This is a genomic window from Clostridium sp. CM039 (assembly GCF_055081075.1).
This window is the reverse complement of the sequence record NZ_CM143649.1, coordinates 2,714,405-2,733,374: the sequence shown is the minus strand read 5'-3', so window position 1 is coordinate 2,733,374 and position 18,970 is coordinate 2,714,405. Positions and strand designations below refer to the sequence as shown.

Genomic DNA, 18,970 nt, shown 5'->3' with positions numbered 1-18,970 from the left:
AAATTATTAATTTGTGCTTTTCAAAGAAAACCAAAATTCAACGCCACCGTCATGATTTATAACACCATAATCGCCTTCATGAGCGTTAATAATTGTTTTAACAATGTAAAGCCCTAATCCAACATTGTTTTCGTCATTTCTTGTTCTTGCTTGATCCGTCCTATAAAAGCTGTCCCATATCTTGTCGATATTCTCAATAGGAATATTTACGCCCTCGTTATATATTGAAAACACCACATTTTCTTGTTGTTTCTTAACAGATATCTTAACCATATTATTTGGTTTTGTGTGTGAAATTGCGTTTATCATATAATTTTTCATCACTTGCTCTAAGTGTATTTTATCACCACTAACGCAGCAATCATTTTCAAAATGCGGACTATAGATAATATCTTTTTTTGCAAACAATACATGGTTTTTTGCAGTAAGAAGTGATGCAACTTCTCCCAATTTAATATTTTCTTTTTTTAATTTAACCAAATTATTTTCAATGCTTGAAATATCAAGCAAGCTCTTAACAAGCTGATCCATTTTTTGGCTTTCATCAATAATTACATCATAATAAAAGGTTTTATCGATACCCTCTACATCATTTTTTAACATTTCGGAATATCCCAATAATAATGAAAGTGGGGTTTTTAACTCATGGGAAACATTCGCAATAAATTCTCTTCTCATTTTTTCTATTTGCTTTTGGTAATCAATACCTTTCTGCAGGACTTGATTTGCGCTTGTAAGCTTTGAAATCATTTGTGAAAGTGTATTCGACATGATATTAATGTTCTTAGCTAACCTTCCTATTTCATCATCAGGCAAATTTTCATCTGCTTTTTTAGTAAAATTCAAAATAGCCACATTTCGTGCCACTTCATCAATTTGTTTAATAGGTTTACTGAATTTCGAAGCAAATATATATGCTGCAAATCCACCAAATAGTAATGCAAAAATAGAAATAAACACACTAAATTTAGCGAGAATTTTTGCGCTCTGTTCAACTCCAGAAATGGGTGTTTCAATTACAATGAATCGTTTTCCATTTTTAGAATTTATTATTCCGTGAAGCATTAAGCTTTCTTCATTTGTTCTATAGTTCACCTGCAACTCAGCGCGTGGATTTTCAGAAAATATTACTCTACCCTTTTCACTTTTAAAACGAGGAGGTGCATCTGGGGGAAATGGATTATTTCCCCCATAACTATTATAAATAACATTATTTAATTTATCTAAAATTGTAATTTTTAAATTATCAGTTTCTTCGCGGTGGTTAACGATATTGTATAAATTTGTATCATCATCACTGTAATTTTGATTGATTTGACTAAATAGTTGCTCAATTACATTGCTTTTTTGTGCCTTAAAATATGGATTTGCTAAAAATATATTGAATATTACTTGTAATATTACAATTGAAAAAATAATTAGCCCAACAAATATAGTAACTTTAGTTTTAATTGTCTTATTCATTTTTCACCTCAAAGCGATAACCAACGCCATGGACGGTTTTGATATATTGGCAATTGAATACAAGTTTTGCTCTTAATTGCTTTATGTGTGTATCAACTGTTCTTGCATCGCCTACATAATCATAATTCCAAACGGCATCTAAAATTTGTTCTCTGGCTAAAACTAGTTCATTATTTTCAATAAAGTATAAAAGTAAATCATATTCTTTGGGTGTAAGGTCTAATTTTTCATTGGCACAAACTACTTCTTTTTTTAACTTATCAACTGATATATTGCCTATAACAACATTTTCGACCTTTCGCTTACCAGTTCTTTTTAATACAGCTTCAAGTCGTGCAAGAAGTAATGACGGCGAAAAAGGTTTAGATATATAATCATCTGCACCAAATTTAAATCCAGCCAATTGATCATATTCCTCCCCCTTAGCAGTAAGCATAATAATTGGAGTAATCGAGTCTTCACGAATTTCAGAAAGTACATCAAATCCATTCTTCATTGGCATCATTACATCTAATAAAATTAAATCTATCTTACTGTTATTAGAATAAAACATTTCCATCGCTTCTTTTCCATTGCTTGCCTCAAGTATCTCATATTTATGACTAACGAGAAAGTCCTTAAGCATTCGTCTAATTCTACTTTCATCATCAACAATAAGAATCAGACCTTTTATTACATCCATTATTATCACCGCCTTAAAATGATAGTATACCATAACTATGATAAAAATATGAGAAGTAAACATTAGTCACTACAGACCTTTTTCAGGTGACTGTCCAATAGATATTACTTGAATTAGTAACGTAGTGAACAATTTATATTAGCTAATTATCAAGATTCAGATCCCCATAATAGGTATTATAAAGGAAATACTTTAATAATTTTACAAATTAATAAAACAAAAGTATACTGAAATTATATAAATCTAAACTATATATGGATAAAATTCCATATGTAAGATGATGTATGAAATTAATTTATAAAGGATGAGTAGGATGAATGATAATATAAGTGTATTGGTGGTAGAAGATGATATAGATATAAATAATTTGTTATGTGGAATATTGAGTAAACATGGATACTATGTGAAAACTGCATATTCAGGATCGGAAGCAAGAATGTGCATAAATCAGTATGATTTTCACATTATCTTATTAGATTTAATGATACCGGGTATATCTGGGGAGGAGCTTATATCAATCATAAGAAAAATTAAAACTATGCCAATAATAGTTTTATCTGCGAAGACAGCACAGGATACAAAAATAGAAGTACTAAGACTAGGTGCAGATGATTTTGTGTCCAAGCCTTTTGATGTAAATGAAATTCTAGCAAGGGTTGAATCACAACTCAGAAGATATATGATATTTTCTAATAAAAGTAGAAGTGAAAATATTTTAAAGTATAAAGATTTAATTTTAAATAGTGAAGCAGTAGAGGCACTAGTTAAAGGAGAAAATATTAACATTACACCAAGAGAGTTTCATATCTTAGAGATGTTAATGTCTTACCCAAATAAGGTGTTTACTAAAGCAAATATATTTGAGACTGTATGGAATGATGAGTTTTTTGGTGATGATAACACTGTAAATGTTCATGTGAGCAACCTTCGCTCAAAAATAGCAAAAATTGATCCAGATAGTGAGTATATTCATACAGTATGGGGAATTGGTTATAAGATGAGCTAGAAATCTTAATACTTTCTTAAGGATTTCCTTAAGGTTTCTTATACTTTAAGTACTATTATAAATATATAAGATAAGGGGAGGGAATTTAATGGGGGATATAATTTTAAAAACAAAAAAATTAACTAAAAAGTATGGTAAGGACTTTGCCGTAAACAATGTTGATTTAGAATTAAAACAAGGGGATATTTACGGACTTGTAGGTAAGAATGGTGCAGGAAAAACAACCATACTTAGGATGGTATCTGGATTATCTATACCAACAAGTGGAGAAATAGAACTTTTTAATGAAACATCAAAAGCTGGTTTAAATAATTCAAGGGCAAAGCTTGGATGTATGGTTGAAACACCAAGTTTTTTCAAGTATTTATCAGCAAAGAAAATTTGGAATACTATAGATTGCAAAGGGGCGTTGTAGAAAAAGAATGCGTGGATGAGGCAATTAAAATGGTAGGTCTTGAGGATGCGGGCAAGAAAAAATTCAAAAATTTTTCACTTGGCATGAAACAACGATTAGGACTCGCACTAGCTATAATGACAAGTCCTGACTTACTAATTTTAGATGAACCTACCAATGGTCTTGACCCTACTGGAATAATAGAATTAAGAGAACTCTTATTAAGATTTAATAGAGAAAGAAATACAACAATAATTATATCTAGCCATATATTAAGTGAGCTGTCTCAACTTGCAAATACCTATGGCTTTATTAATAAGGGCGAATTTGTAGAGCAAATATCTGCAAAGAATCTAGAAGAAAAATGTAGAAGGCACTTATTAATTAAAGTAGATGATACCTCAAAAGCCACCGTTATAATAGAAAATAAGCTAGGATCTATGGAATATGAAGTGTTAAATAGAAATGAAATTAGATTATATCAGCACATAGATACCCCAGAGATTGTGTCAGAGGCGCTTATTAATAATGGAATTAAGCTATTTTCAATTAATAACAGTGGCGTGAATTTAGAAGAGTACTTTGTAAATTTAATTGGGGGTAATAAACATGATTAATTATATAAAAGCTGAACTTTATAGAAGTTTTAATAGAGTATCTTTTTGGGCTTATACAGCTTCTATAGGTATTTTAGCTATATTAGCTAATGTTATGATTTTAAATGTACATTGTCATATTCCCATTGATAGTATTAATAGTATGTTTGATAAGTTCATTATGTCAACCCTTATTATTCCAATATATTTAGTAGTTGGATTTGTGGATATAATTACATCGGAGGAAAACAAAAATGAAACGCTTAGAAATGTTGTGGTTTTTGGAGTTACAAGAAGTAAAATAATTTTATCAAAGCTTATAACTACAGTTATCCTTGCATTTATAGCAGAAATTATTATATTAGTTTTGTTTTTCGGTAGTGCATTTATATTAGTCGGAGTAAATAACGAACTAATTAGTACTATAATAAGTTTTTGTAAAAAATCATTAGTAGCAACCCCTCTATGGATAGCATCTATAGCAATAGGTACTTGTTTAGCTGTTATTATTAAAAATAATACTATTTTTGCATTTGTCTATGCTGGAATATTTTTACTTACAGACAAGATTATAATGGCACTTTCATTCTTTGTTTCTGATAAGTTTAAATACTTAGGAAATATCCTTATCACAAAAAAAATAAATGAAATTTCAACTTCATCATTAACAAGCGAAACTATAATATCCTCGGTTTTAATGGGAGTTATTTATACATTAGTATTTACAACTATAACTATATTGTATTTCGAAAAAAAGGAAGTTAAATGATCTCCTGCGGAGCTGCAACAGCTTCACAGAAGCTGTATTATCGACTTCAGAAGGAGATTTATATTCCCACTGAAGTTTTCTATTTATTAGGGCAAGTAACTCCTACTTATAGAAGAGGGGGACTTTCCTTCTGAAATGTCGTTAAATAAATTAGATTAGCATACGGATAATATATTTTAGATATTAGAGGAAGGGGTGATATTTATGCAAAGAATAATAATAATTTTATTACTAGCTGCGGTAGTCATATCTGTTACCCTTTATGTTTTCCTATATAGTGAAATTAAAAGTATAAACAGCCAATTAAACAAAATTAATAAGACTAAGACTAATTCCAAAATACTATTATCTTGTGATAATAAGCAATTACGTGAGTTAGCACTAGGAATAAACAAAAATCTAGAAGAAAAACAAAAATCACAAGCTAAATATAAAAAGATGGATTTAGAGCTTAGAAAAGCTATTTCAAATATATCTCATGATTTAAGGACTCCATTAACTTCGATAATGGGGTATATGCAATTAATTGATAATAATAGTTTATCTGAAGATGAAAATAAGAAATATATAGATATAGTAAAAAACAGAACAAAATCCTTAGAATCCTTAATAACTAGTTTTTATGATTTATCAAGACTAGAAGGTAATGAATATAAATTTGATATGAAATCATTAAACTTAAATAATATATTGTGTGAATGCGTGGCTTCATTTTATAATGATTTTTTAAATTGCGAAGTGGAACCTAAAATTGATATAGAAGAAAAACCTTATTTTATTATAGGAGATGAAGTTGAAGTAAAGAGAGTGTTTTCAAATCTAATACAAAACATTATTAAATATGGTGAAGGATATGCAGCCATCTCTTTAAAACGCAGTAATGAATACATTGTTACAATATTTCAAAATGCTGCCCAAAATTTAAGTGATGAAGATGCGAAGCGTTTATTTGAACGATTTTTTACAGCAGATAGAGCAAGAACAGGGAAAAGTACAGGGATTGGACTTGCTATAACAAAACAACTAGTTGAACAAATGGGGCATGAAATTTCAGTGGAACTAGTAGAAGGAAATCTTAGCATAATAATAAGGTGGAAATGTTTAAAGTCTATTACAGAGTAGATAGTCCTAATTTAAAGTAAGTCATCTTCAAAAAAATAACAAGCCACCTTCTGGCTTGTTATTTTTTGATTATATAGGAAACAGCTTTCGGAAAACAATGTGGATAACTTTTTTCATCTATATAATATATATTTAATGTAATATACACCTTTATTAAAATAACCAATTTGGTAAGTAATATAATATATGTAATTTAACGACAGTTAAACACATATATAGTATACTTAGGATGGTATAAACTGCAACTATGTTAAAATATAATAAGTTAGAGGGTGTTATAATATGAAATTTTTAAAAAATATAGAAAATCAAGCGATAACTGTTAAACAAATGACTATAATTAAAGCTTTTCTTGTAATGCTTACAGCAATTTTATTGGAGATATTAGGTCAAATACCCATAGAAATTTTAAATTTATTTTTTAAACATTTTACAAAAGTAGCCCCCTATTTGAAATTTGTTACAGGAGTGTTAGTTAAATATTTCATTATTACTCTTTTATTAAAGTGGCATAGTAAAAATTCCTGTGAAAAAATTCATAAAAAAAGGTTTAATAGAAAGAATTTTATTTATGTTGCTTTAATAATTATAGGCTTTCGTATAGTATATGATAATAGTTTAATTTACTGGGTTAATAAGATACCTATGCCTGATTTTATAAATCAAGCATTTGAGGAGCTGGCGATGTCACCTATTATAATGATACTTAGTGCTGTTGTTATAGCACCTATATATGAAGAAATTGTTTTTAGAGGGATATTGCTAAGGGGTATGGCTAACAAAATAAATCCAACATTGGCACTTATAGTATCAGCCTTATTTTTTGCGTTGATGCATATGAATATTCCTCAGGGCATAAATGCATTTTTGCTAGGATTAATTATTGGATCTATATATTTGAATACAGGTTCAATTTATTTAAGTATATTTGCACACTTTATAAATAATTCTACGGCGATCTCAATTTCAGGAGCCTTCCAATTAATAAGCGGAAAGTATGCTACATTAATTCATGGTACAGCTTTTATTGTAGGAAGCATAATTTTAATTGTTGCCTACAGATGGCTTAATCAAAATAAACCAGGAAATAAGCTAGATATATACAAAGAATCTATAGAAATATAATATTAGGCCACAAAACAAAATCCTCCATTATAAAGATAATTATCTTTATAATGGAGGATTTTGTGCATTTTATTACTTTAAAGAAAGATACAATTATTACTTAAGGGTATAGGGAAATATTGATATGAACAAAAAAAATGACGGATTAATTATAAGAAATTGCAGAATATCTTTACAAAATTGCGTTTAGGCTATATAATAATAAATAAATTGAAAGTTTAATGAATATAAAATTCAAATATGTATATTCTATAAATAGAGATAGGGTATACAGCAAGGAGGAAAATAAATGAAAGAGATGAAGATAACAAATTACAATGATTACCATAAGAGGGTAATAAATAATTTTAAGGCAAGTAATGAAGAACAACCGAGGTTATTTAAAGAAATATTTCCATACTCAGAAATTCCAAAAATGGTTTTTAATAATGAACAGATTCCAATGTTTATACCTGAAGATATTTGGATTACGGATACTACTTTTAGAGATGGGCAACAGGCAATGGATACCTATACTGATAAACAAATAATTAAAATATTTGATTACCTACATAAACTTGATAATAATTCAGGGATAATAAGACAAACGGAGTTTTTTTTATATACCGAAAAAGACAGAAGAGCGGTTGAAAAGTGTTTAGAAAGAGGATATAAATTTCCAGAGGTAACTTCGTGGATAAGAGCCAACAAGGAAGATCTTAAGCTAGTGAAGGACATGGGGCTCAAAGAAACGGGAATACTTATGTCTTGTTCTGATTATCATATATTCAAAAAATTGAATAAAACAAGACAGCAGGCCCTGGATTTGTACATCTCATTGGTAGAAGAAGCATTAGAAAATGGCATAACTCCAAGATGTCATTTCGAAGATATAACTAGAGCTGATTTCTTTGGATTTGTGGTGCCACTAGCACAAAAACTTATGGAACTTTCTAAGAAATCGGGTATCAAGATAAAGATTAGAGCATGTGATACATTAGGCCTTGGGTTACCTTACTCGAGAACCGAGTTACCAAGGAGTGTACAAAACATCATACATGGATTAAGAATTTATGCAGGAGTTCCGCCTGAGTGTATTGAATGGCATGGACATAATGATTTTTATAATGTAGTGACCAATGCTACTACAGCATGGACTCATGGATGTGCAGCTATAAATACGTCGCTTTTTGGTATTGGTGAGAGAACAGGTAACTGTCCACTTGAGGCTATGATTATAGAATATGGTCAACTAAGAGGAAATGTAAAAGATATGAATCTTAAATTGATAAGTGAAATTGGCAAATACTTTGAAGGTGAGTTTAAATATAGTATTCCACCTAGAACACCATTTGTAGGGAGTGAGTTCAATGTTACGAGAGCTGGCATACATGCGGATGGAATATTAAAAGATGAAGAAATATATAATATTTTTGATACTGAGAAAATATTAGGCAGGCCAATTGTTGTAGCAGTTAATGAACATTCAGGACACGCAGGTATAGCAGCTTGGGTTAATACTTACTTTAGATTAAGGGGAACAGACAAGATAAGTAAAAAAGATGAGGGAATTAATGTTATAAAAGAATGGGTTGATAAGCAATATGAAACTGGAAGAAATACTGTAATGAAAAGTGAAGAGCTTGAATTAATTGCAAAAGAGATTATTCCACAGCTAAGTGTAAAGTCACAAAAGACTGCAGCTTGTTAATATAAGTTAGACATTGTAAATTCTATTTATAAATGAAAAATGGAGGGATATCATGGCATTTACTGTTGCACAAAAAATAATTAAGGCTCATTTAGTTAAGGGTGAAATGATTTTCGAACGTGAAATCGCAATTGAAATAGATCAAACGTTAACACAAGATTCTACAGGTACAATGGCTTATCTTCAATTTGAGGCTATGGGAATTGATAAAGTATTAACCAAAAAATCAGTTGCATATATAGACCATAATATTTTGCAAACCGGGCCTGAAAATGCAGATGATCATTTATATATACAAACTGTTGCTAAAAAACATGGCATATATTTTTCTAAACCTGGCAATGGTATTTGCCACCAAGTTCATTTAGAAAGATTCGGAGTTCCAGGTGAAACTTTACTTGGCTCGGATAGTCATACTCCCACTAGTGGGGGAATAGGGATGCTTGCTATAGGTGCAGGAGGATTAGATGTTGCGGTTGCTATGGGCGGTGGAGAATATTATATAACAATGCCTAAAATTGTAAAGGTGGATTTATTAGGAAAGCTTAACCCTTGGGTTTCAGCTAAAGATATTATATTAGAATTATTAAGACTCTTAACGGTTAAGGGCGGAGTTAATAGAATATTTGAATATGCTGGCTCCGGGCTGAAAAATCTAAGCGTACCAGAAAGAGCAACAATTACTAATATGGGCGCAGAGCTTGGAGCCACAACTTCAATCTTTCCGAGTGATGAGATTACACATGAATTCTTAAAAGCACAAGGTAGAGAAAAAGATTATGTGGAACTTAAAGCAGATGATGGTGCAGTATATGATGAGATAGTTGAAATAGATTTAAGTAAAATTGAGCCTCTTGTTGCTTGTCCTCATAGTCCGGATAGGGTAGTCTCTGCATCATCTTTAAAAGACATAAAGGTAGACCAGGTGTTAATAGGAAGCTGCACTAATTCTTCTTATGTTGATATGATGAAGGTGTCGAAAATACTTCTAGGAAAAACCATACCTGATGAAGTGTCACTTGCTATTGCACCAGGCTCAAAACAGGTTCTAAATATGCTTTCCAAAAATGGTGGACTCGGAGATATGATTGATGCTGGTGCAAGAATTTTAGAGAGTGCATGTGGTCCATGTATAGGAATGGGACAAGCGCCTTCAACTGGAGCAGTATCACTTAGAACCTTTAATAGAAACTTTAAAGGTAGATCTGGAACGGTGTCTGCGAATGTTTATATTGTAAGTCCAGAAGTGGCTGTTGCATCGGCACTTACAGGATATATAACGGATCCAAGAGAGCTCGGTGAAGCAATTAAAGTGCCCATGCCAGAAAAATTCTTGATTAATGATAATTTAATAATAAACCCAGCAGAGGATGGTAAAAATATAGAAGTGAAAAGAGGACCGAATATAAAGCCATTCCCTAAAGCGGAAGAATTAAAGGGAAATGTGGTAGGAAAAGTTTTAACTAAATTAGAAGATAATATTACAACGGATGATATAATGCCATCTAATGCAAAATTACTTCCATTTAGATCTAATATACCTTATCTATCAGAATTTTGTTTAACTCCGTGTGATGAGAGATTTCCAACTAAGGCTAAGGAGAATAGTGGTGGAATCATAGTTGCCGGATCAAATTATGGGCAAGGCTCCAGTCGTGAACATGCGGCATTGGCACCTCTTTACTTAGGTATTAAGGCCGTTATCGCGAAATCTTTTGCAAGAATTCATAAGGCTAATTTGATTAACAATGCTATAATCCCATTGGTATTTGAAGACATTAAAGATTATGAAGATATAGCTATTATGGATGAATTAATAATAGAAGGTGCCGTAGATCAAATTAAAAAAGGCATAGTTATTGTAAAAAATATAACAAAAGGATCTGAGTATAAAACTCTACCTGAAGTAACTCAAAGAGAAAAAGAGATGCTTATATATGGTGGATTAATAAATCTTATAAAAAACAAGAAAAAGGGAGGGGTTTAGAAGTATGGAACATAATATTACACTTATACCTGGTGATGGAATTGGGCCGGAAGTAACTTCTGCTGCAGTTAAAGTAATAGAAAAAAGTGGAGTCACAATTAATTGGGAAACGGTGCGTATGGGAGCCGCGGTTATAGAGGAATTTAATACTCCTATGCCTTCCTACGTTTTAGAAAGCATTAAAAAGAATAAAGTTGCACTTAAAGGGCCTGTAACTACACCGATTGGTAAGGGGTTTAAAAGTGTTAATGTTACATTAAGACAGGAATTAAATCTTTATGCTAATATAAGGCCTATAAAAACACATGAGGGGGTTCCATCAAGGTTTGAAGATGTAGATCTAATAATAGTAAGAGAAAACAGTGAAGATTTATATGCAGGAATAGAACATATGATTACAGAGGATATTGCTGAGAGCATAAAGGTAATAAGCAAGAAAGCTAGTGATAGAATAGTAGAATATGCTTTTAAATTGGCAAAAGAGCAGAATAGAAAACAAGTAATAGCTGTTCATAAAGCAAACATTATGAAACTTTCCGATGGATTGTTCTTAAGATGTGCAAGAAACATAGCGACCATGCACAAAGATATAGGCTTTGGAGATGTTATAGTAGATGCGATGAGCATGAAGCTTGTAATGAACCCAGAAAAATATGATGTGCTTGTAATGCCTAACCTATACGGAGATATATTATCAGATATGGCAGCGGGGTTAATTGGTGGGCTAGGACTAGTTCCAGGTGCAAATATTGGAGAAGAAGGTGCGGTTTTTGAGCCAGCTCATGGATCTGCTCCAGATATAGCTGGCTTAAACTTAGCAAATCCTACTGCGTGTATTCTATCAGGTGTTATGATGCTAAGATTTATAGGAGAAGTAGAAGCGGCAAATAAAATAGAGAAAGCTGTGGATGATGTTTTAAAAGAAGGCAAACATTTAACTTGTGATTTAGGTGGAAATACTGGGACTCGCGAGTTCGCTGAAGCGATCATTGGAAAAATGGGGAAATAAAATAATTAACAACAAATAACTCATGAGCAACTTGCTCATGAGTTATATTTGGTATAATGATACAAAGAGATTAAAGTAGTTTAGATGACTAGTGAAAGGATAAAGATTTATTATGAGAATAAATAAACTGCTTAGCAATTATGGTATTTGCTCAAGAACTGATGTTAATAGGCTTATAGATGAAAAAAGGATAATGGTAAATGGGAAGCTTTGCACCACCGGGCAGTGGGTAGAAAAAGAGGATAACATTCTTCTTGATAATGAGAATATTGTAGTGAGAGAGAAGATTTATATTGCGCTAAATAAACCCGTCGGGATTACATGTACTGCAGAAAAAACAGTAGAAAACAATATAATTAATTTCATGAACTATCCAGAATACATATTTCCAGTTGGAAGATTAGATAAGGCATCTCAGGGGTTAATACTTATGACTAATGATGGTGATTTGGCAAATAATATTTTAGAATCTGAAAATGAACATGAGAAAGAGTATATAGTAACTGTGAATAAGCATTTTGATGAATCTTTTCTCAAAGCAATGTCTGAAGGTGTTCAAATTTGTGGAGTTAAAACAAGACATTGCAAAGTTATCGCAGTTAGCGATGATACTTTTCGTATTATTTTAACACAAGGACTAAATAAGCAAATTCGCAGAATGAGCAAAACTTTTGGATATACAGTTGTAAGATTAGAACGAGTTCGAATTATTAATATAAAAATTGATGAGACAGATATTGGCATGTGGCGTTACCTAACAGAGAAAGAGGTAATAGAATTAAGGAATAGTTAGAAAGGGTACCTTAGTAAAAATATTAAGGTACCCTTTGTTTTTTATGAAAAAACTCAATTAGGTGGTTTTAAAAGTCAAACAATCTGTTTCTGAATAGAGATTAACATTTTCGCCACTAACGTCTATAGATTTAGCATTACAGAGCTGATTAGAGTTATAGGTGCAAGTACATACATTACAAGCAATTACGTCGCATCCATTGCTATTGGAATTAATGATATTTGTAAGAGAACTATAGACAATACTATCTAAAAAAGTAGCACAACAAGTATCAGAATCTTTTTTAGCACTTTTTCCACCAACATTTATTATGTTAGCATAACATGTGTTTTTGTCATTATGGGAGCAATTTGAAACGCTACAATTGATTTTTGACATTATATCTCCTCCTTAGTGTATCTACTAAGAAGTTTAACCAAAAGGAAAAGAAAATATTTATAATATAGGGTTTGTTTAAAATTTCTATTTGATAGATTTTTTATAAGAATGTTGCCGTAAAACATATTTTCGATTGAATATTGTTGTATTTTCATATATAATTAGAATTAAGTAAGAAAATGTAACGATATACATATTATTCAAAGTATATCGTTTATTAAATTATAGGGAATATATATCTATTGTCGCTTGTATTTTATCATGAAAACGAGTGCAATAGGTATTGATGGACCCCTTTGACTTCAGTATAAGTTAGCTTAACCCCTTGCTATTGCAAGGAGTTATATAAATAAACAGATAGTGTTAACATTATCAAAAAATATGAAGGGGGAGAATTTATGAGGTATGTTAATAAAACATTAAAAAGATATGGTAGCTTTGCTTTATCTTTAGTGATAGCTCTTAATTTAATGCTATCTTTTTCATTTAAAACGTATGCATCAACTATACAATCTGACTACAAGTCATTTGTAATGGCTCCATTGGAAAAAGTAACAGATTGGAATGCGTTCAAAAATCAATTAATAACCATTAAGAACAATGGAGTCTATGCCCTTACCACAGATGTGTGGTGGGGAGATGTTGAAAGTGCGGGTGACAATCAGTTTGACTGGAGTTACTACAAGACTTATGCAGATACTGTTCGTGCTGCAGGATTAAAGTGGGTGCCTATTATGTCCACTCACCAATGCGGTGGTTCTGTGGGGAATTCAGTAAATATACCTTTACCTACATGGTTATGGAATAAAGATAGTGCTGAGAATATGCAGTTTAAGGATGAAAAAGGAAATTATGATAAGGAATCTCTTAGTCCATGGTGGTCTGGTACAGATAAACAGTACAATGAACTTTATGTGTCTTTTGCTGAAAACTTCAGCAGCTATAAAGATATTATAGCTAAAGTTTACCTTTCTGGTGGTCCATCAGGTGAATTAAGATTTCCTTCTTACAATCCATCATTAGGTTGGTCATATCCAGGTCGTGGATCTCTACAATGCTACAGCACAACAGCAAAAACAGATTTTCAAAATACGATGAAAACTAAATACGGCACTATTTCGGCAGTTAATAGTGCATGGAATGCAAGTCTAACAAGCTTTACACAAATTATGCCTCCAACAGATGGGGATAATTTTTTTGAAAAGGGTTATAAGTTAACTTATGGTAATGACTTTTTAACTTGGTATCAAAGTGTACTTGCAAAACACTTGTCGAATATAACGGCTATAGCGCATAACAGTTTTGATTCAGTTTTTGATGTTAGAATAGGAGCAAAAATAGCAGGTATACACTGGCTAATGAATAGTCCTACTATGCCACATGCTGCGGAGTACGGTGCAGGTTATTATAAGTATAGTACTTTACTCGACCAGTTTAAGACATCAAATGTAGATTTAACATTTACATGTCTTGAGATGGATGATTCAAACGCATATGTTAGTCCAAGCTATTCAGCTCCTAAAAGTCTCGTTATAAATGTTGCCAATTTGGCTACATCGAAAGGTATAAGACACTTTGGAGAGAATGCACTAGCTATTTCTAATAATAATCAAGCGTATCAAAATGCTGCTGAAATGCTATTTAATTATAATTTCTCTGGATTTACACTTTTGAGATTTGCAAATGTTGTTAACCGCAATGGAACAGCTACTTCTGAAATGGCTCCCTTTGCAGATACTTTAGTTATGAAGCCAGTTCCTGTAACTTTTACAGTGAACAACGTTAATCCAGGCAGTGGTCAAAATGTATACTTATCAGGGAGTAGATGGGAATTATCTAACTGGACTACAGGCGTATATCCTTTGCCACTTACTAATAGCAATGGAAGGTATACAGGAACCACATATCTTGGTGAAGGCCGTGACTATCAATTTAAAGCAATTATGAAAGATGGTGATGGAAACGTAACCTGGGGAGGTGGCAACAGTCAATCTTATACTGTTCCTACAAGGGGAGGTTCCTATACCTGGAACTGGTAGCTAGAAAAAATACCATTATAATTTTTTTGCACGTATATTGGCAGTTTTAAAAAAAAGTTTAAGTTTATCGTAAAATTAAGAGCCACTACTCTGATAAATATGATATAATTAAAATAATGTAGAAAAATAAACATGTGTGTTCTAGAGAAAATTGAATTGTTATTAAAAAATTAGGGAAATATTAAAGTTATATATAATTTTAAATCCCTTACAAGGCATATGAAAAAAATAGACTAGCGTGCTGACTGGTTATTTTTTTGAAGATGCCTAAATAGAAGAAAGAGGTGTCCTATCATAAAAAACGAAAATGAAAATAAAAAAGAAACTACTAAAGTAGAAATTAAATCAAACAAATATCAGACGCTAGAAAATATTACATTTTTAAAAATAGTTAAAAAAGATGGAACAACTATTGATTGTAAAATAGATACTGAAGATTTACAAAAGGTATTAGAAAAAGGTCGTTGGTTTGCAGAGTGGAATAAAGATTTTAATAATTTCTTAGCGCAGAATCTAGGCAGTTATTATATCGAAGAAAAGAAATATAGAAGAAAACAGAGTTTGCAGTCATTCATATTAGATGTTCATCCAAAAGCACCTGTAAGACATATCAATGGAGACACTCTAGATAATAGAAAATGCAACTTAGAAGTATATAATCAAAATACAATTAACGATTATGAAGAATTAGATGAAGAAACTGTTGCTATAATATTAAGAGATAGATATGGTAAAGAAAAATCTAGGACTATAATCGATAAAGAAGATTTAAGCAGAGTGGTTAATAATAGTTATACATGGGTTCTCTTTAAGAAAGATACAGAACCTTATGCTGTAGCAAACACTCCTGAAGGAAAAATTTATTTGAATAGATTTATAATGAGTACAACTGAAGATATGGTTACTCATCCTATAAATCTTAATACATTAGATAATAGAAAAGCTAATTTAGAAAACAAAAAAGTTGAGTTAGAATTTGATAAACCAACTGAAGAAACAGAAGTTTAATGACAGTTTAGAAGGAAAGTCATTAATCCAGCTCCGCAGGAGATGATTTAATAAGCATTGTAAAGCAGTATAGAAGATAATTCTATACTGCTTTTATTGTGCGCCCGGCATGGGCGCAATCTAATGGGTGAAAGTCCCTAGCACGGGTTAATAGTGCCAAGTGCATAGCTTAAGACAAGGGTGTCCATCGTGAGATGGAATCTGAAGGAAGTTGGCGGCCAAACTCCGGTCTGACGAACAGAAACTACATATAAGGCATATGCTTGTGGGTAAGTTTGCAATACAAAACGAAGCCCAAAACTATTCGAAACAAGTGGTGTAAATGTAGCAGATAGATGGAGTGAAAGATTGCGTTCTTACCCGGGGAGATCTGATAGGTAAGTTGTGGATATGAATTTAGAAATAACAACCCATACAGTGATGTATGGCTGAACTATCAGAAGTCAGCAGACGTCATAGTACCATGCAAAACGCGTTAGCGTGGGAAGGACTGAACAATAGGAGGTTTGGAATTTTGAAGGATACGAGAAAATATGATAAAAGCAGACAACTTCATAAAGAAGGCTCTCTACGAGAGAATAGAGTGGAACTCGAAGGTAATGTAGAAGTGCATAGTATTTCCTCTATGTCAGAAGAAGGAAGAAACGATGTGAATGAATATGATAATGGTTTACTCGAGCAGATATTATCGAGAGATAATATGAATAAAGCATATAAAAGAGTAAAAGCCAATAAAGGAAGTCATGGGATTGATGGTTTGACAGTAGATGAACTTCTACATTATCTAAAAGAGCATGGACAAGAATTAAGGCAATCATTATTAGAAAGTAGATATAGACCTCTAGCCGTAAGAAGGGTAGAAATACCAAAACCTGACGGTGGAATTAGGCTACTTGGAATACCTACTGTATTAGATAGAGTTATTCAACAAGCGATATCACAAACTCTAATACCAATATATGAAAAGAAATTTTCTGATAATAGTTACGGTTTTAGACCTTTAAGAAGTGGAAAACAAGCTGTTGAAAAATGTAGGGGATATATTAATGCTGGACATACATGGACGGTGAATATAGACCTTTCTAAATACTTTGATACGATAAATCATGATAAATTAATAAGGATACTATCGGAAGATATTAAAGATAGTAGAGTAATTTCTCTGATACGAAAGTATCTACAAAGTGGAGTGATGATAAATGGGGTATTTATGAATACAGAAGAAGGAGCACCTCAAGGCGGGCCTTTGTCCCCATTATTAAGTAACGTAATGTTACATGAACTCGATGTAGAACTAACAAAACGAGGACTAAACTTTTGTAGATATGCTGATGATGCGAATATATACGTCAAAAGTGAGAAATCAGCAAATAGAGTAATGAAGAGTATTACGAGATTTATTGAGGAAAAGTTAAAGCTTAGAGTGAATAAAGAAAAGAGTACAGTAGATAGACCTTGGAAACTTAAATTTTTAGGATTTTCATTTTACCGAGCAAAAGGTGAATACAGAATGAGAGTTCCTCAAAAACCTATAATCAAATTCAAAGCAAAGCTAAAAGAATTAACTTCAAGAAGTAATGCGATGAGCATGAAATATAGGTTTATGAAACTTAAGCAAGTGATAGTTGGATGGATAAATTATTTTGCTATTGCAGACATTAAAAGTATTCTTAAAACACTTGATGAATGGTTAAGGCGAAGAATTAGAATGTGTTTTTGGAAACAATGGAAAAAGATTAAAACAAAATATGGGAACCTTGTTAAATTAGGAATACCAAACAATAAAGCTTTGCAATATGCAAATACAAGGAAAGGCTATTGGAGAACATCCAATAGCCCTATATTAAACAAAACATTGACCAATAAATACCTTAAAAATATAGGATTAGTTTCTATATCTGAGACATATTTATTAAAACATTAATTTCTATTGAACCGCCGTGTACCGAACGGTATGCACGGTGGTGTGAGAGGTCGCTAAATAAATTAATTATTTAGCTCCTACTCGATTTTTTGATATTGGGTCAGAAACAACTTGAAATTGATTTGTTTTTCCCATAATATAAGCTAAATTAATTATAGACTTTTCTTCCTCGGTCATTTCCCTTTTGAACATTTTTTCGAATTGTTTCATTAAATTACAAGTGTCAAGTTTGTAACTTTCAGCAGCGGGTCTAGTTACCCTTGTGTTTTTATGAGGATTATATATCCTAGATTTAATTTCACTGCTATAAATTTTCTTGAAAACTTCAGCTGTATAGAATGCATCATTATAAGCATTATGAAACTTACTTTCAATAGGTATGCCTAATAGCTCTGCTGCATTACCTAGCCCAATGTTAATTCCTTTTTGACAATTAAGCTCTTTAGAAGCGTAGGACTGAATGTTTATGTATTTTGTGGGTACAATCAAGGTATCTAATTCATGATATTCTATATTTCGAAATAATTCTTTTATATCAGCGACTCCCCATACACACAATATGCTTGAGTCAGCGTTTATAAACTCTGAAAGTTCTTTATACAGTTCTTTAAAAGGTTTGCCTTTATCTAATTCATCCATTGTTATTCCGGTAAGTTCTTTTACAAAGGGATTGATGATAGTATATATTTCCGGTTTTATTAATACATCTAGAGTCCCAATCGTTTCAAAATTATCATTTAGTTTTATGGCACCTATCTGAATTATTTCGAAAGGACATTTAGGATTTGTTATGTTCGTAGTATCTTTTGTGTAATTGTAGCCTTGATTAAACTCTAAGTCAAATATTATATAATTCATGTAATTACCTCTAAACTTATTTAATATTATAGTGCATAGTGATATATTACTATATCATGTAGTATATCATTTTCTTTAGTAAAAAACACCTGCACTATTACAGTTTTAGCTGCAAAAAATTGAATG

Annotated in this window: 15 protein-coding genes and 1 pseudogene; 12 read left to right on the top strand and 4 right to left on the bottom strand. The window is 31.6% G+C overall.

Annotated elements, in window-relative coordinates:
- Window positions 1–6: 6 nt before the first annotated feature.
- Both ACWJJ2_RS12700 and ACWJJ2_RS12695 read right to left on the bottom strand, forming a co-directional pair.
- The gene (locus ACWJJ2_RS12700; RefSeq protein WP_216303328.1) at window positions 7–1,464 is read right to left on the bottom strand and encodes a sensor histidine kinase; all 1,458 of its coding nucleotides are present in this window, start codon (window positions 1,462–1,464) and stop codon (window positions 7–9) included.
- A complete protein-coding gene (locus ACWJJ2_RS12695; protein WP_216303329.1) occupies window positions 1,457–2,146 on the bottom strand; it encodes a response regulator transcription factor in 690 nt (229 codons plus the stop codon). The genes ACWJJ2_RS12700 and ACWJJ2_RS12695 overlap by 8 nt, the downstream gene beginning before the upstream one ends.
- A 313-nt stretch (window positions 2,147–2,459) precedes the next feature.
- On the opposite strand from ACWJJ2_RS12695, the gene ACWJJ2_RS12690 reads away from it, so the two are divergent.
- The 9 genes and pseudogenes from ACWJJ2_RS12690 (at window position 2,460) to ACWJJ2_RS12650 (ending at window position 12,637) form a co-directional block, all read left to right on the top strand.
- The gene (locus ACWJJ2_RS12690; protein ID WP_462953372.1) at window positions 2,460–3,152 is read left to right on the top strand and encodes a response regulator transcription factor; all 693 of its coding nucleotides are present in this window, start codon (window positions 2,460–2,462) and stop codon (window positions 3,150–3,152) included.
- An 88-nt stretch (window positions 3,153–3,240) separates the two neighbouring features.
- Window positions 3,241–4,163, top strand: a pseudogene (locus ACWJJ2_RS12685) (ABC transporter ATP-binding protein).
- The gene (locus ACWJJ2_RS12680; RefSeq protein ID WP_462953371.1) at window positions 4,156–4,911 is read left to right on the top strand and encodes an ABC transporter permease subunit; all 756 of its coding nucleotides are present in this window, start codon (window positions 4,156–4,158) and stop codon (window positions 4,909–4,911) included. The pseudogene ACWJJ2_RS12685 and the gene ACWJJ2_RS12680 overlap by 8 nt, the downstream one beginning before the upstream one ends.
- Before the next feature lie 204 nt (window positions 4,912–5,115).
- A complete protein-coding gene (locus ACWJJ2_RS12675; RefSeq protein WP_462953370.1) occupies window positions 5,116–6,033 on the top strand; it encodes a sensor histidine kinase in 918 nt (305 codons plus the stop codon).
- A 282-nt stretch (window positions 6,034–6,315) separates the two neighbouring features.
- On the top strand, window positions 6,316–7,158 hold the full coding sequence (locus tag ACWJJ2_RS12670) for a lysostaphin resistance A-like protein (RefSeq protein ID WP_462953369.1): 843 nt from the start codon (window positions 6,316–6,318) through the stop codon (window positions 7,156–7,158).
- A 298-nt stretch (window positions 7,159–7,456) separates the two neighbouring features.
- Window positions 7,457–8,848 (top strand): beta/alpha barrel domain-containing protein, encoded by a 1,392-nt coding sequence (locus ACWJJ2_RS12665; RefSeq protein WP_216303342.1) that lies wholly within the window; start codon window positions 7,457–7,459, stop codon window positions 8,846–8,848.
- Window positions 8,849–8,900: 52 nt separating this feature from the next.
- Complete coding sequence (locus tag ACWJJ2_RS12660; RefSeq protein ID WP_462953368.1) at window positions 8,901–10,835, top strand: aconitate hydratase; 1,935 nt, start codon at window positions 8,901–8,903, stop codon at window positions 10,833–10,835.
- 4 nt (window positions 10,836–10,839) lie between these two features.
- On the top strand, window positions 10,840–11,844 hold the full coding sequence (locus ACWJJ2_RS12655) for an isocitrate/isopropylmalate dehydrogenase family protein (protein ID WP_220320331.1): 1,005 nt from the start codon (window positions 10,840–10,842) through the stop codon (window positions 11,842–11,844).
- 112 nt (window positions 11,845–11,956) lie between these two features.
- Window positions 11,957–12,637 (top strand): pseudouridine synthase, encoded by a 681-nt coding sequence (locus tag ACWJJ2_RS12650; RefSeq protein ID WP_216303337.1) that lies wholly within the window; start codon window positions 11,957–11,959, stop codon window positions 12,635–12,637.
- 57 nt (window positions 12,638–12,694) lie between these two features.
- On the opposite strand, the gene ACWJJ2_RS12645 is transcribed toward ACWJJ2_RS12650, so the two are convergent.
- The gene (locus ACWJJ2_RS12645) at window positions 12,695–13,015 is read right to left on the bottom strand and encodes a DUF1540 domain-containing protein (protein WP_216303338.1); all 321 of its coding nucleotides are present in this window, start codon (window positions 13,013–13,015) and stop codon (window positions 12,695–12,697) included.
- A 398-nt stretch (window positions 13,016–13,413) separates the two neighbouring features.
- Between ACWJJ2_RS12645 and ACWJJ2_RS12640 the strand changes: the two genes are divergently transcribed.
- The 3 genes from ACWJJ2_RS12640 to ltrA all read left to right on the top strand — a co-directional run bounded on the left by ACWJJ2_RS12640 (window position 13,414) and on the right by ltrA (window position 17,986).
- Entirely contained in the window at window positions 13,414–15,054 is a 1,641-nt protein-coding gene (locus ACWJJ2_RS12640; RefSeq protein WP_216303339.1) for a family 14 glycosylhydrolase, read from the top strand.
- A 561-nt stretch (window positions 15,055–15,615) separates the two neighbouring features.
- On the top strand, window positions 15,616–16,062 hold the full coding sequence (locus ACWJJ2_RS12635; protein ID WP_253198201.1) for a hypothetical protein: 447 nt from the start codon (window positions 15,616–15,618) through the stop codon (window positions 16,060–16,062).
- Window positions 16,063–16,576: 514 nt separating this feature from the next.
- Window positions 16,577–17,986: a group II intron reverse transcriptase/maturase gene (gene ltrA, locus ACWJJ2_RS12630; protein WP_462952630.1), complete on the top strand. Its 1,410-nt coding sequence runs from the start codon at window positions 16,577–16,579 to the stop codon at window positions 17,984–17,986.
- 66 nt (window positions 17,987–18,052) lie between these two features.
- Here ltrA and ACWJJ2_RS12625 read toward each other — a convergent pair whose 3' ends face one another.
- Complete coding sequence (locus ACWJJ2_RS12625; RefSeq protein WP_216304161.1) at window positions 18,053–18,844, bottom strand: 3'-5' exonuclease; 792 nt, start codon at window positions 18,842–18,844, stop codon at window positions 18,053–18,055.
- Window positions 18,845–18,970: the final 126 nt, after the last annotated feature.